Raw genomic sequence first — 25,540 nt, forward strand, 5'->3', positions numbered from 1 at the left:
ACGTACCGCGTCCTTATACCTTCGGTGTAAGCGCTTCCGATTACTCCGCCCACCGTATTTTGAAAAAATGGTGGGCTCAAATGGACTCGAACCATCGACCTCGCGCTTATCAGGCGCGCGCTCTAACCACCTGAGCTATGAGCCCTCGTCGTCGCGGACTTCGCTTCCTCTCGCTTCACCGCCGACGGTAAAGCTCGCTCGCTCCGTCGCTCCTCCTCTCCGGCTCAAACCCGCTGCGCTGGGCTTTGCGCCGGGGAAAACGCAATCTGCGGACCGTATGGTGGAGATGAGCGGAATCGAACCGCTGACCCCCTGCTTGCAAAGCAGGTGCTCTCCCAGCTGAGCTACACCCCCGCGTCGTCGCGGACTCCGTTGCGTCTCGCTTCTCCGCGGGGCGGAAAAGCTCGCTCCGCAGGGTTGTGCACCCTCTAAATTAAACAACGTGACGTTTTCGCTCCAAAAAAGACTGACCTAGGACCTGTACCGATATCTGTGTACCGGTATAGTCTCCTTAGAAAGGAGGTGATCCAGCCGCACCTTCCGATACGGCTACCTTGTTACGACTTCACCCCAATTATCGAACCTACCTTCGGCCGCGTCCCCCTTGCGGTTAGACTACGGACTTCGGGTATTCCCGACTCTCATGGTGTGACGGGCGGTGTGTACAAGGCCCGGGAACGTATTCACCGCGGCATGCTGATCCGCGATTACTAGCAATTCCGACTTCACGCAGGCGGGTTGCAGCCTGCGATCCGAACTGAGACGGTTTTTAGGGATTTGCTCCACATCACTGTCTTGCTTCCCTCTGTTAACCGCCATTGTAGTACGTGTGTAGCCCAGGACATAAGGGGCATGATGATTTGACGTCGTCCCCGCCTTCCTCCGTTTTGTCAACGGCAGTCTCGCTAGAGTGCTCTTGCGTAGCAACTAGCAATAAGGGTTGCGCTCGTTGCGGGACTTAACCCAACATCTCACGACACGAGCTGACGACAACCATGCACCACCTGTCTCTACTTTCCCCGAAGGGCACCTGACGTATCTCTACCTCGTTAGTAGGATGTCAAATCCTGGTAAGGTTCTTCGCGTTGCTTCGAATTAAACCACATACTCCACTGCTTGTGCGGGCCCCCGTCAATTCCTTTGAGTTTCAACCTTGCGATCGTACTCCCCAGGTGGGATACTTATTGTGTTAACTCCGGCACGGAAGGGGTCAGACCTCCCACACCTAGTATCCATCGTTTACAGCGTGGACTACCAGGGTATCTAATCCTGTTTGCTCCCCACGCTTTCGCGCCTCAGCGTCAGTTAATGTCCAGCAGGCCGCCTTCGCCACTGGTGTTCCTCCTAATATCTACGCATTTCACCGCTACACTAGGAATTCCGCCTGCCTCTCCATCACTCAAGAACTACAGTTTCAAATGCAGCTCCGGGGTTAAGCCCCGGCATTTCACATCTGACTTGCAATCCCGCCTACACGCCCTTTACACCCAGTAAATCCGGACAACGCTTGCCACCTACGTATTACCGCGGCTGCTGGCACGTAGTTAGCCGTGGCTTGTTTTCCAGGTACCGTCACTTCTTCTTCCCTGGTCAAAGAAGTTTACAACCCGAAGGCCTTCTTCCTTCACGCGGCGTTGCTGGGTCAGGCTTTCGCCCATTGCCCAATATTCCCCACTGCTGCCTCCCGTAGGAGTCTGGGCCGTATCTCAGTCCCAATGTGGCCGTTCAACCTCTCAGTCCGGCTACTGATCGTCGCCTTGGTGGGCCTTTACCCCGCCAACTAGCTAATCAGACGCGAGCTCATCTTTCGGCGGATTGCTCCTTTGGTATACGGACGATGTCGTCCATATACGTTATGCGGTATTAACGACCGTTTCCAGTCGGTATCCCCCTCCAAAAGGCAGATTGCTCACGCGTTACTCACCCGTCCGCCACTAAAATACCCCCGCATTGCTGCTTTGGTATTTTCGTTCGACTTGCATGTGTTAGGCACGCCGCCAGCGTTCGTCCTGAGCCAGGATCAAACTCTCAATAATATGGTATCTTAATGCCCCGCTTAACCTTTCGGTTCCGCGGGGACCCCGCAGACATTTTTTGCGGCCGCCGAAAGTGAATTCCGTCGGCCTGCGCCGCCTCTCGGCGGCGTCCCGCCTTTCGGCGGGTCCCTGCTGGATCCTTGGGCACTAAAATCATTTTATCGAGCTTAATCAAGCTCTTGTTTTCTTTTGTCATCTACTCTGTCTACAATCAACAGTTTCGACAACTCAAAGTACTTTTCTGGTGCTTTTTTTGTCACGTTGTTTAATTTACAAGGTGCACTGCCTCTTCAGGCGGAGTTACATCATACCATACCGGCCGCCGCTTGTCAACCCTTTGCTTTCCCTTTCGACCGTTTCCGATCCCAGGCCCAGCTCCCGGCCACCCGCGGCAACTTTTACAGTTTAGCACCACCAGGAGCCTTTGTCAACTCCTTTTCGGCGCCTTTCTCCACCTTTTTTCGGCTCGCTTTCCCCTTCTGACTGGGGTCAAAAAACCGCCCTTCCGGGTCTCCCCCTTCAGGCGCTCCGTTAATATACCATTTCTCTTCCTCCCTGTCAAGCCTATTTTCTTCACTTCGTCGAAAAATATCATCCGTCTTCCAGACCGTCTATATGCCGGGCCGCCGTTTTCCCGGTTCTGACGGCGGTTTTCGCGAATCCGGTTGCGCACGGTAAAAAAGTATGCTACCATTTCATATTATCCGTTTTTCGGCATAGATAGTATGTATCCGCGCCTTCTAATTATTATCATTATATATAAAAGAAATGCATCCACTCGCCGGGACTTTCCCTGAAATGTTTCGGGAGGTACGGTTTTTGCCGAAAATGAGATCCAGCGCAGCCGAAGGACAGGGGGCCTTCTCCTCCAAGGCAGCCGAGAAAAGAGGGAAGAAAAATGCCTATTAAAATACCTGAATCACTCCCCGCCCGTTCCGTTCTGGAAAGCGAGAATATATTCGTTATGACGGAGACCCGGGCCGTCTCCCAGGACATACGGCCCCTGAGCCTCCTTATTCTCAACCTCATGCCCACTAAAATCACCACGGAGAACCAACTCCTCCGGGAGCTTTCCAATACTCCGCTGCAGATCGAGATCGGGCTTTTGCAGACCGTGAGCCACGAATCGAAAAATACGGACAACGATCATCTGAGTTCCTTCTATACCACCTTCGACCAGGTGAAGGGGAAGCGGTACGACGGGCTTATCATCACAGGGGCCCCCGTGGAAAACATGAACTTCGAGGAAGTGGACTACTGGCAGGAGCTTTGTGAAATCATGGCCTGGTCCCGCACTCATGTGTATTCCACCCTGCACATCTGCTGGGGCGCCCAGGCGGGGCTCTACTACCACTATGGTCTTCAAAAGAAGCCCCTGTCTAAAAAACTCTTCGGGGTCTATCCCCACAAAACTCTCGAAAAAAATGTGCCCCTCTTTCGGGGCTTCGACGACGTATTTTACGCGCCGCACTCCCGGTATACCGAGGTTACCGCGGAGGATATCGCGAGTGTTCCGTCTCTGCGGGTGCTGGCGGTGTCGGAGGAGGCGGGCGTCTTTGCTGCGGCCAGAGCCGACGACAGGCAGATCTTCATCATGGGGCATCCCGAATACGACTCCGGGACCCTGGCCGCGGAGTATTTCCGGGACGTGGGCAGGGGAATTCCCATACAGGTGCCGAAAAACTATTTCCCCGGGGACGATCCCACAAAAACTCCAGTGGTGAACTGGCGCTCCCACGGGCAGCTGTTCTACAGCAACTGGCTCAACTATTACGTTTATCAGACCACGCCTTTCGACCTCACACAGCTTCTGGAAAATCAGGCTCCCGTGCCGGGGTCGAAATCCTCCGCCACAGCGTAATCGTCGGTATCCGAATAGTGCCACCACTCGGTGGTGCTGGGCTTGAAGCCGCAGTCCGTCATGGTTTCTTCCAGGAGCTTCGCGTTTTCCGCGGCCGTCTCGGTCACATCCGAGTAATCCCGGTCCGCCTTGGCGGTGAAATCGTCAAACCCGGTGGGCATTTCCGCCTCGTTTCCTTCTTCGTCCGTCAGCGTCACGTCCACCGTATCTCCCCGGCTGTGATTGGAATACCCCTTGTTGGGATTTGCGACATATCTGGAGTCGGGCACCGTCTCCCAGAGGGTGAACTGGGCCGACACAGGCCGGAAGGCGTCCCAGAGTTTCAGCCGGAACCCATGCTTTTCCAGCTCGTTTTCGGCTTCCATCAGCTTTTTTACCGTTCCGTACCGTAACCAGGCGTCGGTGAAATCATAGATCACTTTGCCGGTAAAATTATTATCTGTGGCATACCTCAGCTCCACCGTTATATTTGGAATATAGTCCGTAACCCGGACAAAAGCTTCGTCCCAGGGCTCCGTCGGCTCCGGTGTCGGCGCTGATGTCGGAGACGGAGACGGGGCCTGGGTCGGTGAAGCCCCCGCCGTAATCGCAGGAGAAGGCGAGGAAGAAACCATCGGGGCGGCGCCGCAGCCTGTCACAGCCAGGCAAGACGCTGTAAAATACGCGGCAATCATCCACAGGTATCGCTTCATTTCCATACCTCCTCCGGCCGGATCCTTCCTCATGCATTGTACCACACAGGACAAGCATCCGCCACACCCCGCTTGCTCTCCGACTACAGGCAGTACGCCATTCCTGTTCCCTGTCCGGAGATTTTCCGGTCAGCAAACGGCTCCAAATAAAACCTTTCGGGAGGACATTTCAATGAATCTGCAGTTTCTCATGCCCACCCGGGTCGTATCCGGCCCGGACTGCGTGCGTAAAAACGCTCCGGTCTTTTCCGCCCTGGGCAAACGGGCCCTTATCGTCACTGGCGCCCGCTCGGCCAAGGAAAACGGCTCCCTTGCCGATCTTGAGGCGGCGTTCTCCTCCGTCGGGGTGGAGTGGCGCCTTTACGACCGGGTCATGAGCAATCCCACCATAGCCTGCGCCTATGAGGGCGCGGCTCTGGCGAAGTCCTATGGGGCAGATTTTGTGGCGGCCATCGGCGGAGGCTCCCCCATGGACGCCGGCAAGGCCATTGCGCTTTTAGCCTGCCAGGATATTTCAGAAGAAAATCTCTTTTCCGGAAACTATGGAAAACAGGTGCTGCCCATGGCCTTCATCCCAACCACGGCAGGGACGGGTTCTGAAGTCACCCAGTATTCCATCCTCACCAGCGACAAGGCCAAAACCAAGCTGAGTATCGCAGCGCCGCTTCTCTTCCCCACGGTTTCCTTCCTGGACGCCCGCTACACCCGGTCTCTCTCCCGTGTCACCACTATCAATACCGCGGTGGACGCATTCTCTCATCTGTTTGAGGGCATGCTCTCCGTCCGTGCCAATCCTCTGACGGATCTTATGGCGCGGGAAGGCATGCTGCGGATTCTCGCCTGCGGGGACAGGCTTCTGGCGGACAGTCTCACCGCCGAGGACCGGGAATCTCTTCTCTACGCCTCCACGCTTGGGGGTATGGTCATCGCCCAGACGGGCACCACGGCGGTGCACGCCATGGGATATTCCCTCACCTACTTCCGGCATATCGATCACGGCAGAGCCAACGGCCTGCTTCTTCCGGCTTTCTTCCGGTTCGTGGAGCAGAAGGATCCGGAGCTGGCCGCTTCCGTTTTGTCCTCGCTGGGCTGGGATTGCTCCGGCCGCGCCGATAAATTCCTGGTACCCCTTCTGGGGCAGCGGGAGAGCATCCCCGACAAAGAGCTCCGGCAATACGCCTCCATCGCCGTCAAAGCCGGAAACATCAAAAACTGCCGCGTTATCCTTACGGAGGAAGAAATTTATCAGATGTATCGGAGCAGCCTTAAGTAAAAGCATATTCATTTATTGGCAAGGAGGAGCTTATGATAACGGCCGATAGCATCCTGCCCATTGACGCGGGCAGCCTGCCGGAATTTGCGTCAGTTCTTGCCAGCGAAGATATCGCAAAGCTCATCGGTTGGCTGAACGAAAAAGAGGATAAAATCAGATATCGTTCCTTTCTTCTTCTCCAGCATCGCTCCTCCGCCTCTCCTGACGTGTATCCATATTGGGAAGATTTCCGGGCAAAGCTGAAAAATGATAATTCTTATCAACGAAGCATCGGGATCATGCTCCTGGCTGAAAACGCCCGGTGGGATACGGGAGGACAGGCTAAAGAAGCCCTGGACGATTGCTTTTCCCTTTTAAGCGACGAGCGCCCCATCACGATCCGCCAGTGCATCCAATCCCTTGAAAATTTGTCCGGTCACAACCTGAGCTGGGTAACCGTATAGCAGCGGCGCTTCTCACCTTACCCCTGGAGAAAAATCCGGGAATCCATGCGCAAATCCATACTGCTGGATACCGTTAACGCGCTGCTGGAAATCCGGAAATACTCTCCTTCGGAGGAGATCGACGCGTTTCTCCTCGAAGCGCTCACCGGCACGATTCTGGATTCCAAATCCAAACGGCAGATCCGGGAAGTCCTTTAATCTTTCCAATTAATTCAAAGGAGCTGTCTCAAAACGCCGCCGGCGTTTCGAGACAGCTCCTTTTTCCAGAATAATTCGAAAGTTAAGGCGGACAGTGTGCTTCGCGGAGTGACTTTTATAACTATTGGGGGAGGAATTATTACGAGAGGTTTGGACGGGAGCACGCGCTCCCCGCTGGGGGTAACTTTTTGTTTCTGCAAAAAGTCACCAAAAACAGTCCAAGAGGCCGCGGCCTCTTGGATCTCCATTTGAGGTTGCTCCTTTAGGCGCTCTAATTAAGTAATTGACTATCGGTATTTGCGAACGCGCGGACAGCCCGGTGGCAGGAGGTCTGTTTTTATGCCCGCGATCGGGGCTCTCCAGGTTTAAGATTGTGGGGCTCAATGGGTTTGCAAAAACCTGCATTATACGACGTTAGAGAAGATTTGCAATGATTATGTTAACCTAATTATTAATCCGCTTATTCCCGCCACTCCTCTTGGGCGATGAGGGCAGCTCCCAGAGCGCCGCAAAGGTCCGGTTCTTCCGGGAGCAGGACCTTTCCCCCCAGGCGCTCCTCCAGGGCCATGACCACACCGGGGTTTCTGGCGACGCCGCCGGTCATCATCCACTCTTTTTCCAGGGTGCTGCGCCCGGCCAGGGCCGTCATCTTGGCGGCCACCGAACGGTTAAGTCCCCGGACGATATCGTCCAGCCGCTTTCCGGCGGCGATCAGAGACACCACCTCGGACTGGGCAAAGACCGAGCACATGCTGGATATGGTGACGTCCTCCCTGGCGGTGAGGCCCCGAACGCCGATTTCCTCGATGGACAGTCCCAAAGATTGGGCCATCATCTCCAGAAACTTTCCCGTTCCCGCGGCGCATTTGTCGTTCATCACAAAATCCCGCACGGCGCCTTTCTCGTCCAGGCGAATGACCTTGCTGTCCTGCCCGCCGATGTCGATGACGGTGCGCACGGCGGGGTTTAAAAAGTAAGCTCCTCTGGCATGGCAGGTGATCTCTGTGACATCCCTCTCACGGAAGGCGATCCCCGCCCGTCCGTAGCCGGTGGTAACCGTGCTGGAAAGCCGATCCCGGTCCAGTCCCGCCTTCTTAAGCGCCCCCTGGAGAGCTCGCTTCGCGCTCTCGGCTATTTCCACGCCGGTGGACACCGTACAGAAGGAAACGATATCCTGATTTCCGTCCAGTATGACGGCGTTTGTAGAAGTGGAACCGCTGTCGATACCGGCAAAATAGGTCTTTCCCCCGCGGTGCACCTGAACCGGGCGCGCCGGCGCGGGCGCCTCCATCCCCTCGAAAAATGCCTGAAGCCGGGTTTTCAGCTGCTGGGCGCTCTGGGGAGTGTAGTCGGTCTCGATCTTCAGCAGGGGCACCGGCAGCGCGTCCCGCAAAGCGGCGTACTCAAACCCGTAAAAGTCGCAGAATTTTACCGTGTTGTAGATAACGCCCCGAAGGTTGGGGTCCTCGGTGAGGGCCCTGCGGGAGGTGATGTCGGCCATGCGCATGCAGGCAGGCTGATTTAAAAGCTCCCCGGCATACCAGCCCATGAGATCCTCCGCCGTTCCCTCCGGGGGAAGTCCCAGCTTTCGAAGGCCTGTGCAGGTGTTGTTGTGCACCGGGATAGGAGACTCCTTTTGGATTTCCTCCAGCAATTGCTCCCCCATCCGGGCGCCCATAACGGCGATATAAGGGCCGCCGGGCTGCTCGGTTCTCCGGAAAGCGTTCCGAAAGGCGGCGCAGTCAAAGGCTTTCCCCGTCTTTTCCTCCCATTTTCCCAGAAGGCGCATCAGCTCGACCTTATACATGGAACGGCCGCATTCGTCCTGCCTGCGGGGCAAAGAAAGCATCTCCGTCTCCTGTCCCAGATTGCGCAGTACGTCCCAGGCCCGACGGATGGAATCGCAGCAGTCGGTGAGGGCCAGAAGGTCCCCGCCCTCCTCTGCGCGTCCCTCGATGAGGGCCCGGGAAAAGCTGCACACATTCCTGTGGGTCAGCTCGTCGGCCAGGTCCAAAGAGTCCGGCATGGGGTTATAGAGGGCCGCTTCCTGGCCAAAGCCCGCGAAAAGCTCCGCCGGCGCGTATTTGCATACGTAATGAATCATGCTCCCGCCTCCAGTATCTCCAGAAATGCCTGCAGACGGGTGCTCATCTGGCCGTCGTTGACATTTTTCCTGTCGCACCCGTCCCCGTCCAGAATGAGGACCGGAATCCCCTTCTCCTCCAGTTTCTCCCGGATCAGCCGGGCGCCTCCCAAAGTGTGCTTGCAGCCCCAGTGGTTGAAGTACACCACGCCGTCGGCCCGGAGGGTCTCGGCCATTTCCAGCAGCTTACCGGCACGGTTTTCCTCCGCGCCGTTCACTATGTTCATGAGGAGCCTGCGGGCCATGGACTCATAGGGCTTTGTTTCGTCCATCTCCTCCATGGAATCAAAATTCAGATCGCAGGCCAGAAGCTGCCGCCTCTCGTTAAAATTCAGAAGTTCCCGAAGGGAATCCTGCCAAAAGGGGATCGTATGGGCCCAGAGGATTCTCTTCTCTCCCCGGGAGGGCGCCGCGGCCTTCACATCCTCCAGCAGGAGGCGGAAATACCGCTCGGCTTCGGGAGTTCCCAGAAGAATGTGGGTGGGAAAAACCTTATACATTTCGGAGGTGAGATCCCCCGGCATGTACTTGTCGGTCAGAAGCTTAAAATATTCCCGGTACATCTGAATGGAACGGTTGGTGCTCCGGATCGAAGCGCGCAGCCTGTCCTCCTTCAGCTTTTCCCCCATGCTGTCCTCCAGCATGGAAGCAAAATCGCGCAGCTGCCCCGCCACATAGTTCACGGCCTCCTCCGAATACACGGAGGGGACGTCTATGAGAAAATAGGGGACCTTATAATGCTCCGCGATGGCCCGGAAGGTACCCATATTGGCATCGCAGGCCAAAGAAGTGCTGGCTACGAAGCGGGGAGGCGGCATGACGCCGGAAAATGCGGCTCCCAGGAGCACCTTATGATAAGAACAGTAGGTCTGGGGCACACCCGCGCTTTCCGCGCAGGCGATAAACACCTGTTCGCTGCCCGCGCCGTTTAAATAACACGCCAGGCCCTCGGTAAACTGGGGAGTTACATTCATGGCGTGGAGCAACTGGCAGGGCAAAAAAACGTTCACGACTGCGGAGCGCTCCGGGTTTTTCAGGGGAAGCCGGATGGCCCGGTTATTCATAACGGCTATGTATTTCTGATGAGGCAGCAGGCGCTTGTCGGGAAGATAGCGCATCTGAAGGCCGCTTGCCTCATAGCCCGCTTTCAGCAGGGTGAGAGCTCTTCCCGGGGAACGGATGACAAAATTCCCCACCGTCTTGCCGAAGGTTTCAATCACTGCGTTCATGCTCAGTCCCTCTCCACAGGAAATCCTGCAGCGGGAAATTCCCGCACTTCGGATTTTCCAAGTGACAGTATTATACTACGGAATGGGGTGGATGAAAACCGACAAAAACCCGACCCTGTCTATTTGGGGGCTTTCTTATTTCCCAAGGATATGGTTGTATTTCGTGATCGAGTCCTATATAATAACAGTAATGAATCCTTTTATCAAGACTGGAGACCTTGCCATGAAAAAGAAATCGTCCCGTTCCCTCGTACCCTTTATCATTTTACTGCTTTGCTCCTCCGTGATTTTCTTTATTATCCAGACGCTTCTGTTTCACGACGTGGAGCACTCCTTGTTCCTGTTTTTCCAAGACTTTATTTTCCTTCCCATCGAGGTCATCCTGGTGAGCTTTCTCATCGACCGGTTCATCAGCAGCCGGGAAAAAACGGAGCGGAGGAGCAAGCTTCACATCCTCATGAGCGAATATTTCACCGAGGCCGGCAACGACCTGATCCTCTGTCTCAACCGGTTTGTCACAGAACCGGAAACCCTGCACCGCATCTTCGCCCTGGACACGGACTGGGACGACGACGCGTTCTGCCGGGCCGAAGAATCGTTTTTAAAGGCGGACATCCGGCTGGACGCCGGGAAGGAAAACCTCGCCGCCCTTCAGCGGACTCTTCTGCAGAAAAAGCGGTTCCTTCTCACCGTATTTGAAAATCCCAACACGCTGGAACATACCGAATTCACCGATACGGCGCTGGCCATCCACCATCTGCTGAGCGAACTGCGGCAGCACGATGACCTGGAACACCTTTCGGAGGAGAATCTGTCCCACCTGTCTTCGGACATGAAGCGCGCCTACGGCCTCATTGTCCAGGCCTGGATCTCCAATATGCGCCACCTGCGGGGCGCTTATCCCTATCTTTACTCTCTTGCAGTCAGGCGGAATATTTTCTTACACGAGCCGGAGCCCGGGGAGCATCCCTGCCGGCAGTGACACGGTACAGATCTTCTGTTTAAAATCAAAAGCCGAGGCCCGCTGCAGGGGGCCTCGGCTTTAAAATCCGTCGAAAAACTTTGTTTTCCGACGGTAACGGGAGAAGAACCGCGCCTTTGCGAAGGCGCTCAATGTATGCCTTACGGAAAGTGAATTCCCGCAAGGCATTGAGATTTCATCTTTTGGGGATTTCAATCACGGAACGCAACACGAAATCCCCAAAAGCTTTTCGCCGGTGGCGAAAAGGACGGCGCTTTTTAAATATGGATACTCAGTCCAGATAGATTCTGATGAAGCTGAAGGCGCTCACACGGCCGTTCTTGTAGCAGACCTCCATGGTGTCGTTGTCGCAAAATTCCGGCTCTCCGTCCTGTGAGGTACGCACCACCTGGTAGATGACGCGGCCGTCCCCTGAAAAACCTGTGTCCGGTTTGCCGTAAAGTCTTTCCACCGTCTCGGCGGTGTCTCCGATTTTCATGCCCCGAGTCGTGGCATACTCGCCGGACTCAACGGAAATCCATACCACTTCGTCGCCTGGCAGCGCATACAGTTCCACATTAGCCAAGCTTACTCCGCCAAGCTCCACTGTGCCGCTTTTTCTTTCTTCCAAATCCTCGAAGCTTCCTCCCAGGCACTGGTATGCCTCCTGCAGTGTCATTCCGATGGAAGGCCCGTTTTTCAAGCCCTCTTCCACCAGGGATACCGGTTCGATTTTCAGGAGTTCCGGGTTGTCGTATTTCATTTGGCAGGAGACATTTGTGACTTTCAGTTCTCCGTCCTGCGCCTGCGCCGATATATCGATTCTGGCGAGATCGTTCAGCCTTTGGCTCCCATAAGTGCTCACATATTCCGGAAACTGTGCCCAGAAGTACTCCAGCATGCCGAACCAGATGCTGCAGCGCACGTGGAACAGGCGCTTGCCGTTCTCGCTGACGCAGCTCCATTCGGTCCCGGCAGACAACAACTCCTTTTTATCCCTATTGTCCTCAACATCGTAAAACAGCTTGTCCGGCAGTTCAGACTGCCCGTCAAGCTCAAATCCGCCGACGGAAACACAGACTTCCAGAAAGCTTCCTTCCATCTCGGTCTGGATTTCATCCCCGTACAGATCCAGCAGGCTGTCTACAAGCTCCAGATTCGTCTTTTCCTCCGTCTGACGGCATAACCACGCGGCAACCCAGCCCCGGGGACCGCCGTCCGTCTGAATCCGATACCACAGCCTGCCTTCTTCGTCGGTTTTTTCATCCAGGACGCTGTAAACGCCTCCCCGGGGCGCCATCCCAAGGGCTTCGCTTCCGGCATCCGCGTCCCGCCGTACATTCAGCCCGTCGGCGTCAATCTTGATATTCTGCCCCACCTGCGCCGCGGTATCCTGGATTTCCGTCACTGCCGCGGCGGGAGCAGACGGTGAAACCGGCCGGCTCGTCTCCGGCTGCGCCGTTCCCGCGGTGACCGTCGTCCCAGCGCTCTCCGAGCAGGAAGGCACCGCCGTAAAGAGCAGCGCGGCGATCAAAACCCATATTGCTTTTTTCATCTCACAGCTCCCCGTATTTTCAGGTTTGTTTCCATAAGGCCTCTCACTATTACTATAACCCATTTTCTTCCAAATACAAGCCGGCGGAGAATTTTTCTCCGCCGGCTTGTCAAATTATATATGGCAATTGAAGTCAATGCGCAGTTTCCGAGGCCGCCACCTCATACAGAGCGTACCCGCCGGCGAGGCTTCTGCAGTCGAGACCTCTGCCGGTGAGATAGATGCAGGCCTCGTGCCCTCCTGCCGCCGAATGGGAATATACCCTGACGCGTTTCGCCTTTTCGATGCGGGGCAGGTTCTCCTCCAGAGCGGAAACCGGGATGTTCACCGCGCCGGGAATATGCCCCGCCGCGTATTCTTTGGGACTCCCCACGTCCACCAGCAGTGTGTCCGGGTCCCGGCCCAGAGCTTCCGCCTCGTGCCAATGGAACACCGGCATCTCTCCCGTGAGTACGTTCAGCGCCACGTTTCCCGCCATGGCGACCGGGGTCGGCATGGAAGCGAAGGGAGGCGCGTAGCAAAGCTCCAGCTCGCCTAAATCCTCCACCGTCATCTTCGCCTGGAGGGCAGTCGCCAGCACGTCCATCACCTTGTCCGTATTGTCCCGCCCCACTGCCTGGGCGCCCAGGAGCCTTCCGGAGCCGGTTTCAAACACCAGTTTGACGGTCATGCCTTCGGCGCCCGGATAGTATCCCGCGTGGGACCGGGCGGAGGTATAGCTTGCCTCGTGGGGGATCATCCGGGCGGCGGCCGTCCGCTCGTTCATTCCCACCCAGGCCGCCGTCAGGTCGAAGGCCAGGAGCACGGCGGCTCCCGCCGTGCCCCGGTAAGGCCGCTCGGCGCAGCAGATGTTTTCTGCGGCCAGCTTCCCCTGCCGGTTGGCGGGGCCCGAGAGGGGAACAAAAATCCTTCCCCCGCTCACCAGATCCGTGGTCTCCACCGCGTCTCCCGCGGCATAGATATCCGGCTCGGAGGTCTGCATAAATTCGTTGATGGCTATCGTCCCCCGTACGCCCAGGGCGATCCCGGTCTCCATTGCAAGAGCGGACTCCGGCCGGACGCCAACGGACAGCAAGATCATATCGGTTTCAATCTTATTGCGGTCGGTAAGGGCGACCAGGCTCCCGTTTCCGGCAGGCTCGATCCCCTTCAGGGCGGTTTTCAGCAGCAGTTCCACGCCTTTTTCCCGGATATGACGCTGTACGAAAGCCGCCATTTCCAGATCCAGGGGGCCCACGGCGTGATCGGCAAACTCCACAATGGTAACTTTCATGCCAAGCCCGTGAAGATTATGGGCCATTTCCACGCCGATGCTTCCCCCGCCCACTATAACGCAGCGGCGGGGGGCCTTACTCTCAATAAAACTCCTGATCTTCACCGCGTCGGAGATACCCCGGAGAGTAAAAACACCTGGGAGCTCCGCCCCCGGAATGGGAGGCTTCACCGGCTCGGCCCCGGTGGTAAGAAGCAGTTTGTCATAGCTTTCCTCGTATTCCCTGCCCGAAACCAGGTCTTTTGCCAGCACCTTCTTTTCCTTCGGCAGGATCCTTTTTACCTCGGTCCGGATGCGCAGGTCCACGCCGTAGACCTTTCGGAAGCTCTCCGGGGTGTGGACATAGAGTTTTTCCAGGGGAACGATGCCCCCGATATAATACGGCAGGCCGCAGCTTGCGGTGGTAACATACTCTCCCCGTTCCAACACCACAATTTCCGCTTCCGGCTGCAGCCTCCGGAGTCTGGGCGCCGCCGCGGCGCCTGCCGCATTGCCTCCGATTATAACAATTTTCATAATGCACCTCCTGACAGTATCGTTTCCGTCCCGGTACGGAGCCTGTCTGCGTCCGGGCTATTTTTTATATTATTGTAACATAACTCGATATGGCAGGCAACAGCGGGGTCTACGGAGCAGCGGCCATGTATCATAGATGAACCGGAAGCAAGGTTGCATTCCGTTTCCCGGGGAGCTATAATTGGATTGATAATTCTGCTGTCAGGAGGAAGTCAAGTGGAGTGCCAGAACTTTTGGTCTCACATGCTGGATAACATCAATGAGGGCATCTATATCCTGAATCGTGACGGCGACTATATCTACTGCAACAGCGCGTTTCTCAGAATGATACATGCCGATAGGGACGAGGTGCTGAAATTCAACGCTTTTCGTCTGGAACCGGAAGGCTTTGTCTTACGCAGCGTTTCCACTGAAGTCTTTAAGCAAAAGCGGCGGCTTTGCATACTCAACAACGTGGTGACAAACAGCGGGTACCATTATCGTCAACTGGCCACCGCCACTCCTTTATTCGACAGTATGGGTGAAATTGAGTATGTGCTGGTGGAAATGATCCGCATGGACCTGCTGAAAAAGCGGTATCAGGAGGCTTTTCTCAACGAGGATCTGTGCTGTATCCCTGTGCCGGAGTTCGGAGCGCAGCTGGAAAACTCCGCCGTTCTGATCGCGGAGAGCCCCGCCATGCTGCAGGTTATGGCTTTGGCTCGCCAGATGGCAGCGGTAGATACCGCCGTTCTCATTACAGGAGAGACCGGTACCGGCAAGGAAGTACTGGTAAACTATATCCATAAAAACGGGCCGCGAAGCCGGAAACCCCTGGTGGCCATCAACTGTTCCGCACTGCCGGAGAGCCTGCTGGAAGCGGAGCTTTTCGGATATGAAAGCGGCGCCTTTACCGGCTCCCTCGCCACCGGTAAGGAAGGCTTAATCGAGCAGGCAAACGGCGGGACGCTTTTTCTGGATGAAATCAATTCCATGCCGTTGGCTCTTCAAAGCAAGCTGCTGCGGGTCCTGGAATGTCATAAAATCAGACGGCTGGGTGCCTTGCAGGAGCGCTTTGTCGATTTTCGCCTGCTGGCGGCCACCAATATCGATTTGTTTGAGTGCGTATCGTCCAGTACGTTTCGGGCCGATCTCTACTACCGGCTGTCGGTGATTCCGCTGATTCTCCCGCCTCTGCGGGACAGGCGGGAGGACATCGTTCCGCTGACGAATCTATTTCTGGATCAGTTCTGCCAGAAATACGGCCGGACAAAGGTATTGTCCAGAAACGCCTTCGACCAGCTGGAACAGTATTGCTGGCCCGGCAACGTGCGGGAACTGAAAAACGTCATCGAACGCCTGCTGCTTACCACTTCGATTGACACAATCGAAGTCCGGCAGATTCCGGAAAATATACTTAACGGCACCATGTCGAGCGCTATCCATACGGACATTTGCTCATACGGCAAGTGGGACAGTCTCTACGAGGATGATTCAGCGGAGTTTTCTCTGAACGAATATATCGAATCCTGTGAAAAAAAGGTGTTGGCCGATGCTCTGCGCCGCTGCGGATCCACATACAAGGCAGCCAAACTGCTGAAGATCGATCAGTCCACCGTAGCCCGAAAAAAGCAGAAATATCACCTGTAAGTAGTTGGTTAAAAACCGCGGAACCGATGCTATTATGCATTAGTTCCGCGGTTTTGCATTGCTTCATCGGCCAATTTAATGCATTTCCGCATCGCTTATTTCCCCAGCAAAAAGTCTAAATTCAGATTTTTCTAGGGGTTTCAGTCGTTTTCACTTAATGGTAAAGTTGGCAAGGATTTTGCTTGCTTAAAGTTAAGTTATTTTGACAATTTATCGGAGCATTATGGCGGCATTTGCCGGATTATTGAGCTTTTTTCCCATGTGCCGGACAAGGCAAACGGGAAGCAGCAGGGAAAGGAATAGTGAAATGGGAAACTGGCAAATCGGAACCGCCACGCAGATAGGCCTTTTATTGATCGTCATCGGATTGATCTGTCTTCTCAGGCCTTATCAGATGGCTAAATGGCATGAAAACGATCCCACTGTTTTGCACCGGGAGCATAAGCGCATCCAATCCCGTAAAAAAAAGAGCCAACGGGCGGCGTTTGACTCTGCTGTCCTGGAAACAGAGCGCGAGCCTTCCCGTCCGGCTATCATATTGGTAAGGGTTTTGGGCATACTTGCCGCCGCCGGAGGCGCTGGTTTATTTATCTGGTCTATCCTGTAACGGGAGATTTACAGCGTTCGGGCAACGACAGCTTTGCGTTGCGGGGTGAATGGGAGGCGCCTGTCAGCAGCGATATGGATACAATGCTGTAATACATTGATGAGGGAGCAAAATGTATGAACAAAAATGAAGTAACCGAAAGCCAAAACACGAAATCATTTAGCGACAAATTTGTCCGGTTTTTTGATCGCTATACGCCAAACGCGCTGGTCTTTGCTTTTATCCTCTCCATTATTGTCGCCGTTCTCGCTCTGATCTTTACCAAATCGCCGCTTTTCCTCGACACCGCCGAAGGCCAGCTCAGCGTGATGAACGCCTGGGTCAAGGGCTTCTGGAATCTGCTGACCTTTGCCATGCAGATGAGCCTTATCATGATCACCGGCAACATCATCGCCATCTCTCCCCCGGTCCAGAAGCTGATCCGCAAGCTGGCGCTGATTCCCAACAACTGGTTCCAGGCCTATGCGATGATCCTTGTCATCGCCTGGATTCTTTCCTTCATCCACTGGGGTATCGGCATGATGGTCTGCATCGCGCTGCTGCGCAACACCCTGACCGCGGCCAAGGAAAAGGGGTATCCCATCCACGCCCCCGCTCTCATCGCCTGCGCTTACTGCACCGCCATCCCCGCCGTGGGCATTTCCCAGGCGGCGCCCCTTTACGGCGCTACCCCGGGGTATCTGCTGAGCCTGTGCATCAGCGATGCCTCCAAAGCCTATGTGGCCAACTCCTACCCTCTGTCCTCGAGCGTTCTGACCTGGTGGAACCTGCTTCAGTGCGTTGTTCTTTTTGCGGTGGTCTTTGTAGTGGGTTACCTGGTTATGCCCAAAAACAAGCTTAAAATGGAAGGCGGCTCCGAAGAGCTGTTTGCCGACGTAAAACATACCGAAACGATGTATGAAACGAAGCCCGACCGCTCCACCTTTGCTCAGTGGATCAACCACAGCCGTCTGCTTTCCTATATCATCGGTATCTTCGGCGCCATCTGGTGCATCAAGCTGTATGCCGCCCAGGGGTTCAACGGCCTGACCATCAACAACTTCAACTTCACCATGCTCATGCTGGGCTTTCTCCTTTGCGGCACTCCCGAGCGCTTTTCTCAGGCGGCCGTCGCCTCCGTCAGCGCCGTGTGGGGCGTCATCATCCAGTTCCCCCTTTACGCGGGCATTTTCGGCATTATCGCCTACACCGGCCTGTCCGACGTGATCGCCAATGCGTTTATGGCGATTTCCACCACACACACCTTCCCGTGGGTGGCGTACATATACTCCGCCATCCTGAACATGGCGGTTCCCTCCGGCGGGTCCAAGTTCGTCATCGAATGCCCCTATCTGATGGATGTGGCGGCCAGGCTGAACGTGGACGTGCCGAAGCTGCTGGTTGCCTATACCTACGGCGACCAGACCACCAACATCATTCAGCCTTTCTGGGCGCTGCCGTATCTCGCCATGTGCCATATCGACTTCAAGAAGCTGCTTCCCTACACCATGTTCGTGTGTATCGGCGCGCTTGTCGTTTGCTCTATCTTTTTCCTTACGATTTATTGAGTTCACACGAAATAACATTCACCTCTTACCATGCCTCCATAAGCAAAAGGAGCCGGAATTTCCGGCTCCTTCGCTTTTTATATGCTTACATGGAATCCAAAATGATCTTTTCCCCGTCGGAGCGGGCGCGCAGCTGGGTCACCGGGTTTTGGTAGCTGCCGATAATGCGCACGGCCGCGGTGTCCTCCAGCTCCTTCTGAATCAGGCGGCGGAGGTTCCGGGCCCCGTAGGAGATGGAGAAGGACTTTTTCACCAGGTAGTCGAGCAGCGTGTCGTCCCAGGTGAGGTTGATGTTCTTTTCCTTCAGGGACTGGCGCAGCTCCTCCAGCATAAGACCGGCAATGCGCTTGAAGTCCTCCTCGGTAAGACGGTTGAAGTAGACGATCTCGTCCACGCGGTTGATAAACTCGGGGCGCAGGAAGCTGTTAAGGGCTCTCATGGCCTTGTCCTTTCCCTGTTCGTTCAGAGAACGGTTAAAGCCCACGGACCCGTCCTTCTTGTCGCTTCCCGCGTTGGAGGTCATGACGATGACCGTGTTTTCAAAATTGATATTCCGGCCGTGGGCGTCAGTGATATGCCCGTCGTCCAAGATCTGGAGCAGTATGTTGAGAACGTCCGGATGGGCCTTTTCGATCTCATCGAAAAGAATTACGGAATAGGGTTTTCTCCGGATCTTCTCGGTGAGCTGACCGGACTCGTCGTACCCCACGTATCCGGGGGGCGAGCCGATGATCCGGGACACCGAGTGCTTTTCCATGAATTCGGACATGTCCAGACGAATCAAAGATTCCGGTGTGTCGAAAAGGTCCTTCGCCAGCTGCTTTACCAGCTCGGTTTTTCCCACGCCGGTGGAGCCCACGAATATGAAGGACACCGGCTTATGCTTGGGTGAAATGCCCACCCGGCCCCGGCGGATCGCGGCGGCCACGGCGGCGACCGCCTCGTCCTGCCCGATGATATGGGTCTTCAGGCGGTCCTCCAGCTCGGAGAGCCGCTTGAACTCCTCCTCCTGAATACGGCTTGCGGGAATCTTGGTCCACAGTTCGATCACCCTGGCCAGGTTTTCCACCGTCAGTCGGGGGATCGGTTCCTTATTAATGGTCTCCATCTCGGCGTTTAACTGGATTTCCTTGCTGCGGAGGAAGGCCAGGCGCTCGTAGGGTTTCTCCCCGCCCTCTCCCAAAAGAAGCTCCCGCTCCTTCTGATAGTCTTCCAGCTGCTTTTTGATTTCCGAGCGGCGCTTTATGGACTGGTTTTTCAGATTGACGTCGGAGCAGGCCTCGTCGATGAGATCGATGGCCTTGTCGGGGAGGAACCGGTCGGTGATATACCGCTCCGACAGGAGCACCGCCTGCCTGGCGATTTCCGGTTCGATGATCACCCCGTGATACTCCTCATAGTAGTGGGCGATTCCGTTTAAGATCTTCACGGTGTCTTCCACCGAGGGCTCCGCCACCACAACGGGCTGGAACCTGCGCTCCAGCGCGGAGTCCTTTTCGATGTGCTTTCTGTACTCGGCGAAGGTGGTGGCCCCGATCACCTGGATCTCTCCCCGGGAAAGAGCGGGCTTGAGTATATTGGCCGCGTTCATGGAACCCTCGGCATCCCCCGCGCCCACGATGTTGTGTACCTCGTCGATGACCAGGATGATGTTCCCCAGCTTTTTGATCTCCTCGATGAGGCCCTTCATACGGCTTTCAAACTGACCGCGGAACTGGGTTCCTGCCACCAGGGCGGTGAGGTCCAGAAGATAGACCTCCTTGTCCTGAAGCTTGTAGGGAACTTCCCCCTTCACCACACGCTGGGCCAGGCCCTCGGCGATGGCGGTCTTGCCCACGCCGGGCTCGCCGATTAAGCAGGGATTGTTCTTCTGGCGGCGGTTTAAAATCTGCACCACCCGCTCGATCTCCGGCTCACGGCCGATGACGGCGTCGAGTTTTCCGTCCCTGGCCCTCTGGGACAGGGAAATACAATAGTTTTCCAAAAACTTTCTCTTGGGGGCGCGGTCCTTTCCGTCCCGCTCCTTTTCCCGCTGCTGGCGCTGCCCGTCGTCCTCCTGGGCGGAGCCGAAGAGCTTGTTCAAAAAGGGGAAGGTGGCCGTCTTGCCCTCCTCCTCCTCATCCCCCTCGATTTCCGCGGGAAGGGAATCGGAACCCTCGGCCCCGCCGAAGGCCTGCATCATTTCATCGGTGATGCTGTCCAGATCTTCGTCCGATATGCCCATTTTTTTCATCATATCGTCTACCGGCTTGATGCCGAGTTCTTTGGCGCACTTGAGGCAAAGGCCCTCGTTTACCGTCTTGCCGTTTTCAAGCTTGGTGATGAATACCACCGCCACGTGCTTCTTGCATCTGCTACAAATGGTTGGCTGCATTGTGTTCACTCCTCGTCGCCGGCGACCGGCGGCCGGTCACTGGGCGATTTCATTCTTTCTTAGAATTCTTATAAATTCCCACAGATATCTCACAAACGCCGCGGCGGCGAGGCCCAAGGCAAGGGTGATGAGAAACATCGCCGCGGTTTCGGATAATCGGGTAAATATCATCAGTATAACACAAACTGAAAAGAATACAACCGTCGCAATTTTACCAAGTATATTCGCCGGCATGACGTCGCTGGTTTTTCTCAAAAGGAACATCGCTCCCAGGCCGAGAACTCCCTCCGTGAAAACAAAAAACGCCGCGGCCCACAAGGGCACAAGGCCCGCCGCGGCAATGCATACGAGCACCGTGCCGTTCATCAGTTTGTCGGCCAGGGGGTCCAGCACTCTTCCCAGGCTCGTGGTCTGATTGAATTTTCTCGCAATGTAGCCGTCCAGCACGTCGGTGAGAGACGCCGCGGCGTAGATCAAAACGGGGGGCCATGGATTTCCCCCCGAGGCGAAAAACGCCACGGCGAAAACGGGCACCAGCATGAGTCTTATCAGGGAGAGCAGATTGGGCACGTTCATAAGTGTCCTAAACCCTTTCCTCCCGGGACGCCCCGGATTCGGCCGCCTCTCGGGCCGGCCGGGGCGCGGCTCAGACTCCGGAAAGCAGCGTAAGCAGGTTGGTCTCCAGGAAAAATTTCAGCAAAACGGTCTTCTGGGCCACATCCTCGGGAATGATATTCCCGAACAGCCGGAGAACCCAGGCCGCCAAAAACAAAATCAGTATGCCCTGTATCAGGCCCAATATCCCGCCGCCCAGCATATTGAGAAAATTCAGGCCCGGGAGCTTGAAAAACAGATTGAGAAGATGGGCGATGAGTTTCAGAAGAAGGAGAATGACAATAAAAGACAGCACAAAGAGCAGTATGTAGGCAAGGGTCCCGGCAAGGCTCTCGGTCACCGCCGTGGAAATGGCCGTCCCGATGGAACTTACGCTTTCGGAGATCCCGGCGGAAACGGTTTTGGCGATCCCGTCATAGAGCCCCAGCTTTTTCAGCGCCTCGGTCACCTTGTCCGTCTGCGTTTCGGACTGGGTATCATTCCCGGTTTCCCCGCCGCCCGAAGTCTGCGTATCCCCAGACACGCCGCTGTCCTTCAGCTTTTCTTCCACGGCTTCGGAGATATAGGGGCTCATCCTGTCGGCCACGGCCTGGGAATAGTGCGAGGCGATATAGCCCGCCCCGGCAAAGGCGATGAGTATGGAAAAGAGCCCGGCCAGGCCCAGAACGAGCCCCCTGCGTCCGCCTCTTACGGCAAAAAGGATCAATATCACAAGGATTACAACATCAATGATAATATATGCGTAAACCGCCAAAATCCACACCTCCCGTAGGGTTCCGTTTTTCAGCGCAGCGTCATGGTATGTACAGACGCGCGCTTTCATATCCCACCAGCATGGCGGTACCGTCGTCCCGCATCAGAACGCTGCGGGCGCCGGCGGTACCTTCCAGCCGGGCGTACTCCTTCATATCCTTCGTATAAATCACAAGCCTCGACGCGTACAGGACCGCCACATACCGGCCCGCAGCGGAAATGTCCAGGATCTCCTCCGTTGTGTCCAAAGACGCGATTTCATTGCCTTTTCCGTCCACGGTGACGAGTTTGGCCTGGGTTCCCGCCTTGTAGCGGCTGAGCACCACTGAGGCAAACCCGTCCCCGCCCAGGTCGAACTCCCGGAGATACCGGTCGGAATAGCCGTACTCCCCCGTCTTTTCCCCGTTTTCATCGGCTATCACGATAGAGGTTTCTGTGACCGCGCAGAGAGAGCCGTCCAGGTTTCCCAAAGAGAGCACCAAAGAGTCGGGGATGTCCAGGGAAGCGGTCTGCTTTCCGCTGGCAATGCTGTAAAACCCGACGGTGCTCTCAAAGCGGTCCTCCTCCTGGCCGATGGTCACCGCGGCAGCCGTTTTGCAGTCCGGCAGCACGCAGGCGTCCACCACGAACCGGGTGGAAAACAGCAGATCCACGGCTTTTCCCATTTTGTCGTTGTATACTGTTACTTTGCCCTTGTAGCCGTTTTCCTGGCATGTCACGGCCAGATACCCTCCGTCGTTCACGGAGGCGGAAAAGATGGAAAGGCCCGAGTCCAGATGCAGTTCCAGCACCACTTTATCCCCGTCCAGAGCATACAGGCTCCCGCCCCCCACGTCGTAGGCGGCGGCCAGGGTTTTAGACGCGACGGTCCTGGGATTATCCAGGGCGACGATGCCGGAATAGAGCTCCTTGCCCCCGGCGCTGAAGAGCTGCAGCCGGGTGCCGGAGGCCACCAGCAGGCCGTCCTTGAAGGTGACGAAGCGGTTTCCCGCGTCTCCCTCGTAGGAAAACTCCTCCGCCCTGCCGGAATCGTCGGTCCGGAGGGATATGTAGGAAATTGCCCGGCGCAGGGAGTCGATATTCAGCCTGTCGTGAAAGACCACCAGGGCAAGAGCCCCAAGAACCACCGCCGCGGTCACCGCCACGGACAGGACCCGGCGGGCGAAACTCCGTCGCTTTTTTTCCGGTCTTTCCGGCTGGGAACCGTTTTCCTCCAGACCGTCGTCTATTTCTCTTTCGTGCTTCTTCACTGCCGTTTGTTTCTCCTCCCGGGCGGGATCTGCCTCCGGCGCAGTGAGCACCGAAAGGGCGCGCTCCCGGCCGCCGTTTCCGCCGTTACTCCCCGGACTCTGATAAAGGCGCGTTTTCAAACAGTCCCGCCGCCGTCTCCCGCTCCGCGGAGAGGGCCGGCTCGTCATACCAGAGGCGCGTCATATACAGGCCGCCGGGGGGTACGGTAGGCCCCGCCGCGGTGCGCACGCCCCGCTCCAGAATGCCGGGAATCTCATCCGGGGCGAGCTTTCCTTCGGAAGCGTAAATCACCGTTCCCGTGATGGCCCGCACCATGTTGTACAAAAATCCGTCCGCACAGACCCGGAGCTCCACCAAAGGGCCCCGCCGCTCCACGACGCAGTAATGGACGGTGCGCACCGTGGTCTTCACATGGGAACCTGTCGCCCGGACCGCGCGGAAATCATGAGTCCCTTCGAACATGGAAGCCGCCCTGGACATAACCGTCTCGTCCAGATGCCTGGGATAAAAGTACGCTCGGTTTACATAAAATGGATTTCGGATTTTGGAATTGTAGATCCGATAGGTATATTCCTTTTTCCTGCAGGAGGCGATGGCGTTGAACTCCTCCCCCACGTCGGCGGCATAGCGCACCACGATGTCGTCAGGCAGGCGGGCATTCACCGCCAGGGGAATCCTGTCGGCGGGGATGGTGGAAGCGGTCCTGAAGTTGGCCACGTATTCCTCGGCGTGGACCCCCGCGTCGGTCCTTCCGCAGCCCACCGCCTTCACCGGATGTTCCGTCACCAGGGACAGGGCCTTTTCCAGGGTCTCCCCCACGGTGACCAGCGTCTTCTGCACCTGCCAGCCGTGGTAATTGGTACCGACATACATGAGTCTCAGGGCAATATTTCGCATAGGCACCTCCCGTCACATCCCGAAGACGCCCAGCACGGTGACTCCCGCCCCCAGGGCAATGCCGAAAATCATGGCCAGATAGTCCCGCAGGGCGAAGCGCAGAACGCGCAGCCGGGTCCTGCCCTCCCCGCCGTGATAGCAGCGGCACTCCATGGCCACCGCCAGCTCATCGGCTCTCCGGAAGGCGCTTACAAACAGCGGTACTAAAAGGGGCAGAAGCGCCCTGGCCCTCTGCATCAGCCCGCCGGACTCGAAGTCCGCCCCCCGGGCCTTCTGCGCGCTCATGATCTTGTCCGTCTCGTCCAGAAGGGTGGGGATAAAGCGAAGGGCGATGCTCATCATCATGGCCAGCTCGTGAACGGGAACGCGCAGGACCTTCAGGGGCTTCATGAGCCGTTCCATGGCGTCGGTGAGCAGGATGGGCGATGTGGTGTAGGTAAGCAGCAGAGTCCCCGTAATCAGCATGAGGATGCGCAGCACCATGAAGACGGCCGCGCGGATGCCCTCGGCGGTGATGCTGAAGATCCAGAAGCTCCAGAGAGGGATGCCGGGGGTGTAAAACAGGTTCAGTATCCCCGTTATGATAACCACCACCACGATGGGCTTGAGTCCCCGGAATATGACCCCCGGCCGGATGCCGGAAAGGATCACCGCAAAAACGAGATACGCCAGAAGAATCCCATAGGAGAGGACATGCCTGGCGGTGAACAGCGTGACAATGAAAATCAGGGTAAGGATGAGCTTGGTCCGGGGATCCAGGCGGTGAAGGAGGCTGTCGCCGGGAAAATACTGGCCGAAGGTGATGTCCTTAAGCACGGGCGCACCCTCCTTTCAAAGAGAGGATGGAGGCCCTGGCCTCTTCCATGGTGTATGCGGCGGGGTCCACGTCCAGTCCCAGGCTGTGGAGCCGCAGCATGACGGCGGTGACCTCGGGAACGGCGAGCCCCATTCCATGGAGCTCCTCCGCCCGGCGGAAGATCTCCCGGGGAGTGCCGTCCATGGCCACGGTTCCCCCGCTCATGACCACAATCCGGTCGGCGGTGCGGGCGATTTCCTCCATGCTGTGGGAAACCAGTACTACCGCCGCGCCTCTTTCCCTATGATATTCACGGATCTGCCCGATAATGTCCTGCCTGCCCCTGGGATCCAGCCCCGCAGTGGGTTCGTCCAGGATCAGCACCTCCGGGCGCATGGCGATGACGCCCGCGATGGCGGCCCTTCGCTTCTGCCCGCCGGAGAGCTCGAAGGGAGAGCGCTCCAGCTGGGATCCCTCCAGGCCCACAATGCCTGCGGCCCAGCGGACTCGTTCATCGATCTCTCCATCCGAAAGCCCCATGTTTTTCGGGCCGAAGGCGATGTCTTTATACACCGTCTCCTCAAAGAGCTGGTACTCCGGGTACTGAAAAACCAGGCCCACCTGAAAGCGGACGGCCCGGGTCTTCTTTGGCGAAGACCAGATGTCCTCTCCCTGAAAGAGCACCCGCCCGGCCGTGGGCTTTAAAAGCCCGTTGAGGTGCTGGATCAAAGTGGACTTACCCGAGCCGGTATGCCCCATAAGCCCCAAAAACTCGCCCTGTTCCACCTGGAAGCGGACATTCCGGATGGCGGCAAGCTCAAAGGGCGTCCCCGCGCTGTAAACATGGGATATGTTTTCCGTCTGAATGATGGGCGCCAATCGTTTTCATTC

At 56.5% G+C, this 25,540-nt stretch carries 21 protein-coding genes, 2 tRNA genes and 1 rRNA gene; 8 read left to right on the plus strand and 16 right to left on the minus strand.

Annotation, left to right across the window (positions count from 1 at the left end):
- Positions 1 to 68: 68 nt before the first annotated feature.
- The 3 genes from B9A13_RS08500 to B9A13_RS08510 form a co-directional block, all read right to left on the minus strand.
- Positions 69 to 145, minus strand: a tRNA-Ile gene (locus tag B9A13_RS08500).
- Positions 146 to 278: 133 nt separating this feature from the next.
- Positions 279 to 354, minus strand: a tRNA-Ala gene (locus B9A13_RS08505).
- A gap of 161 nt (positions 355 to 515) precedes the next feature.
- Positions 516 to 2,036: ribosomal RNA gene (locus B9A13_RS08510) — 16S ribosomal RNA — on the minus strand.
- An 898-nt stretch (positions 2,037 to 2,934) separates the two neighbouring features.
- Here B9A13_RS08510 and metA point away from each other — a divergent pair.
- On the plus strand, positions 2,935 to 3,897 hold the full coding sequence (metA, locus tag B9A13_RS08515; RefSeq protein WP_084234727.1) for a homoserine O-acetyltransferase MetA: 963 nt from the start codon (positions 2,935 to 2,937) through the stop codon (positions 3,895 to 3,897).
- Here metA and B9A13_RS08520 read toward each other — a convergent pair.
- A complete protein-coding gene (locus B9A13_RS08520) occupies positions 3,855 to 4,589 on the minus strand; it encodes a M15 family metallopeptidase (RefSeq protein WP_084234728.1) in 735 nt (244 codons plus the stop codon). The two genes, metA and B9A13_RS08520, sit on opposite strands and share 43 nt — an antisense overlap.
- A 172-nt stretch (positions 4,590 to 4,761) precedes the next feature.
- Between B9A13_RS08520 and B9A13_RS08525 the strand changes: the two genes are divergently transcribed.
- Genes B9A13_RS08525 through B9A13_RS14110 form a run of 3 tightly spaced genes read left to right on the plus strand, consistent with a single transcriptional unit; the run spans position 4,762 to position 6,503 of the window.
- Positions 4,762 to 5,862 (plus strand): iron-containing alcohol dehydrogenase family protein, encoded by a 1,101-nt coding sequence (locus B9A13_RS08525; RefSeq protein WP_084234729.1) that lies wholly within the window; start codon positions 4,762 to 4,764, stop codon positions 5,860 to 5,862.
- Positions 5,863 to 5,894: 32 nt separating this feature from the next.
- Positions 5,895 to 6,305, plus strand: a complete 411-nt coding sequence (locus B9A13_RS08530; protein ID WP_084234730.1) for a hypothetical protein — start codon at positions 5,895 to 5,897, stop codon at positions 6,303 to 6,305.
- Positions 6,306 to 6,350: 45 nt separating this feature from the next.
- Entirely contained in the window at positions 6,351 to 6,503 is a 153-nt protein-coding gene (locus B9A13_RS14110) for a hypothetical protein (RefSeq protein WP_159448077.1), read from the plus strand.
- Between the two features lie 14 nt (positions 6,504 to 6,517).
- Here the strand turns inward: B9A13_RS14110 and B9A13_RS08535 are convergent, their stop codons facing one another.
- The 3 genes from B9A13_RS08535 to B9A13_RS08545 form a co-directional block, all read right to left on the minus strand.
- A complete protein-coding gene (locus B9A13_RS08535) occupies positions 6,518 to 6,751 on the minus strand; it encodes a hypothetical protein (protein ID WP_084234731.1) in 234 nt (77 codons plus the stop codon).
- Between the two features lie 212 nt (positions 6,752 to 6,963).
- Entirely contained in the window at positions 6,964 to 8,607 is a 1,644-nt protein-coding gene (locus tag B9A13_RS08540; RefSeq protein ID WP_084234732.1) for an acyl-CoA dehydratase activase, read from the minus strand.
- Positions 8,604 to 9,875: a 2-hydroxyacyl-CoA dehydratase subunit D gene (locus tag B9A13_RS08545; RefSeq protein ID WP_084234733.1), complete on the minus strand. Its 1,272-nt coding sequence runs from the start codon at positions 9,873 to 9,875 to the stop codon at positions 8,604 to 8,606. Before B9A13_RS08545 ends, B9A13_RS08540 begins: the two co-directional genes overlap by 4 nt.
- 223 nt (positions 9,876 to 10,098) lie before the next feature.
- On the opposite strand from B9A13_RS08545, the gene B9A13_RS08550 reads away from it, so the two are divergent.
- Positions 10,099 to 10,857 (plus strand): hypothetical protein, encoded by a 759-nt coding sequence (locus B9A13_RS08550; protein ID WP_084234734.1) that lies wholly within the window; start codon positions 10,099 to 10,101, stop codon positions 10,855 to 10,857.
- Between the two features lie 271 nt (positions 10,858 to 11,128).
- Here B9A13_RS08550 and B9A13_RS08555 read toward each other — a convergent pair whose 3' ends face one another.
- Complete coding sequence (locus B9A13_RS08555; RefSeq protein WP_159448078.1) at positions 11,129 to 12,391, minus strand: SH3 domain-containing protein; 1,263 nt, start codon at positions 12,389 to 12,391, stop codon at positions 11,129 to 11,131.
- 133 nt (positions 12,392 to 12,524) lie between these two features.
- Positions 12,525 to 14,180, minus strand: a complete 1,656-nt coding sequence (locus B9A13_RS08560; RefSeq protein WP_084234736.1) for an FAD-dependent oxidoreductase — start codon at positions 14,178 to 14,180, stop codon at positions 12,525 to 12,527.
- Positions 14,181 to 14,396: 216 nt separating this feature from the next.
- Between B9A13_RS08560 and B9A13_RS08565 the strand changes: the two genes are divergently transcribed.
- The 3 genes from B9A13_RS08565 to B9A13_RS08575 all read left to right on the plus strand — a co-directional run bounded on the left by B9A13_RS08565 (position 14,397) and on the right by B9A13_RS08575 (position 17,963).
- Positions 14,397 to 15,809 (plus strand): sigma-54 interaction domain-containing protein, encoded by a 1,413-nt coding sequence (locus B9A13_RS08565; RefSeq protein ID WP_143806923.1) that lies wholly within the window; start codon positions 14,397 to 14,399, stop codon positions 15,807 to 15,809.
- Positions 15,810 to 16,116: 307 nt separating this feature from the next.
- Positions 16,117 to 16,416, plus strand: a complete 300-nt coding sequence (locus tag B9A13_RS08570) for a DUF6199 family natural product biosynthesis protein (RefSeq protein ID WP_084234738.1) — start codon at positions 16,117 to 16,119, stop codon at positions 16,414 to 16,416.
- A 116-nt stretch (positions 16,417 to 16,532) separates the two neighbouring features.
- Positions 16,533 to 17,963: a TIGR00366 family protein gene (locus tag B9A13_RS08575; RefSeq protein WP_084234739.1), complete on the plus strand. Its 1,431-nt coding sequence runs from the start codon at positions 16,533 to 16,535 to the stop codon at positions 17,961 to 17,963.
- Positions 17,964 to 18,048: 85 nt separating this feature from the next.
- On the opposite strand, the gene B9A13_RS08580 is transcribed toward B9A13_RS08575, so the two are convergent.
- The 7 genes from B9A13_RS08580 to B9A13_RS08610 all read right to left on the minus strand — a co-directional run bounded on the left by B9A13_RS08580 (position 18,049) and on the right by B9A13_RS08610 (position 25,528).
- Entirely contained in the window at positions 18,049 to 20,337 is a 2,289-nt protein-coding gene (locus B9A13_RS08580; protein ID WP_084234740.1) for an ATP-dependent Clp protease ATP-binding subunit, read from the minus strand.
- A gap of 36 nt (positions 20,338 to 20,373) precedes the next feature.
- Complete coding sequence (locus B9A13_RS08585) at positions 20,374 to 20,913, minus strand: CDP-alcohol phosphatidyltransferase family protein (RefSeq protein WP_084234741.1); 540 nt, start codon at positions 20,911 to 20,913, stop codon at positions 20,374 to 20,376.
- A gap of 70 nt (positions 20,914 to 20,983) precedes the next feature.
- On the minus strand, positions 20,984 to 21,706 hold the full coding sequence (locus B9A13_RS08590; protein ID WP_159448079.1) for a CvpA family protein: 723 nt from the start codon (positions 21,704 to 21,706) through the stop codon (positions 20,984 to 20,986).
- 40 nt (positions 21,707 to 21,746) lie between these two features.
- Positions 21,747 to 23,075, minus strand: a complete 1,329-nt coding sequence (locus B9A13_RS08595; protein ID WP_084234743.1) for a DUF5711 family protein — start codon at positions 23,073 to 23,075, stop codon at positions 21,747 to 21,749.
- A complete protein-coding gene (gene truA, locus B9A13_RS08600) occupies positions 23,041 to 23,853 on the minus strand; it encodes a tRNA pseudouridine(38-40) synthase TruA (RefSeq protein WP_084234744.1) in 813 nt (270 codons plus the stop codon). The genes B9A13_RS08595 and truA overlap by 35 nt, the downstream gene beginning before the upstream one ends.
- A 12-nt stretch (positions 23,854 to 23,865) precedes the next feature.
- Positions 23,866 to 24,669, minus strand: a complete 804-nt coding sequence (locus tag B9A13_RS08605; protein WP_084234745.1) for an energy-coupling factor transporter transmembrane component T family protein — start codon at positions 24,667 to 24,669, stop codon at positions 23,866 to 23,868.
- Positions 24,662 to 25,528 (minus strand): energy-coupling factor transporter ATPase, encoded by an 867-nt coding sequence (locus B9A13_RS08610; protein ID WP_084234746.1) that lies wholly within the window; start codon positions 25,526 to 25,528, stop codon positions 24,662 to 24,664. Before B9A13_RS08610 ends, B9A13_RS08605 begins: the two co-directional genes overlap by 8 nt.
- Positions 25,529 to 25,540 lie beyond the last annotated feature (12 nt).

It is taken from the genome of Papillibacter cinnamivorans DSM 12816, from assembly GCF_900176335.1.
Lineage (GTDB): Bacteria > Bacillota > Clostridia > Oscillospirales > Oscillospiraceae > Papillibacter > Papillibacter cinnamivorans.

Coding starts and splice junctions, on each gene's coding strand:
- B9A13_RS08550 (WP_084234734.1), top strand. CDS start 10,099: ATGAAAAAGAAATCGTCCCGTTCCCTCGTACCCTTTATCATTTTACTG.
- B9A13_RS08540 (WP_084234732.1), bottom strand. CDS start 8,607: ATGATTCATTACGTATGCAAATACGCGCCGGCGGAGCTTTTCGCGGGC.
- B9A13_RS14110 (WP_159448077.1), top strand. CDS start 6,351: ATGCGCAAATCCATACTGCTGGATACCGTTAACGCGCTGCTGGAAATC.
- B9A13_RS08555 (WP_159448078.1), bottom strand. CDS start 12,391: ATGAAAAAAGCAATATGGGTTTTGATCGCCGCGCTGCTCTTTACGGCG.
- metA (WP_084234727.1), top strand. CDS start 2,935: ATGCCTATTAAAATACCTGAATCACTCCCCGCCCGTTCCGTTCTGGAA.
- truA (WP_084234744.1), bottom strand. CDS start 23,853: ATGCGAAATATTGCCCTGAGACTCATGTATGTCGGTACCAATTACCAC.
- B9A13_RS08525 (WP_084234729.1), top strand. CDS start 4,762: ATGAATCTGCAGTTTCTCATGCCCACCCGGGTCGTATCCGGCCCGGAC.
- B9A13_RS08560 (WP_084234736.1), bottom strand. CDS start 14,180: ATGAAAATTGTTATAATCGGAGGCAATGCGGCAGGCGCCGCGGCGGCG.
- B9A13_RS08535 (WP_084234731.1), bottom strand. CDS start 6,751: ATGGAGATCCAAGAGGCCGCGGCCTCTTGGACTGTTTTTGGTGACTTT.
- B9A13_RS08570 (WP_084234738.1), top strand. CDS start 16,117: ATGGGAAACTGGCAAATCGGAACCGCCACGCAGATAGGCCTTTTATTG.
- B9A13_RS08545 (WP_084234733.1), bottom strand. CDS start 9,875: ATGAACGCAGTGATTGAAACCTTCGGCAAGACGGTGGGGAATTTTGTC.
- B9A13_RS08580 (WP_084234740.1), bottom strand. CDS start 20,337: ATGCAGCCAACCATTTGTAGCAGATGCAAGAAGCACGTGGCGGTGGTA.
- B9A13_RS08520 (WP_084234728.1), bottom strand. CDS start 4,589: ATGAAGCGATACCTGTGGATGATTGCCGCGTATTTTACAGCGTCTTGC.
- B9A13_RS08575 (WP_084234739.1), top strand. CDS start 16,533: ATGAACAAAAATGAAGTAACCGAAAGCCAAAACACGAAATCATTTAGC.
- B9A13_RS08585 (WP_084234741.1), bottom strand. CDS start 20,913: ATGAACGTGCCCAATCTGCTCTCCCTGATAAGACTCATGCTGGTGCCC.
- B9A13_RS08530 (WP_084234730.1), top strand. CDS start 5,895: ATGATAACGGCCGATAGCATCCTGCCCATTGACGCGGGCAGCCTGCCG.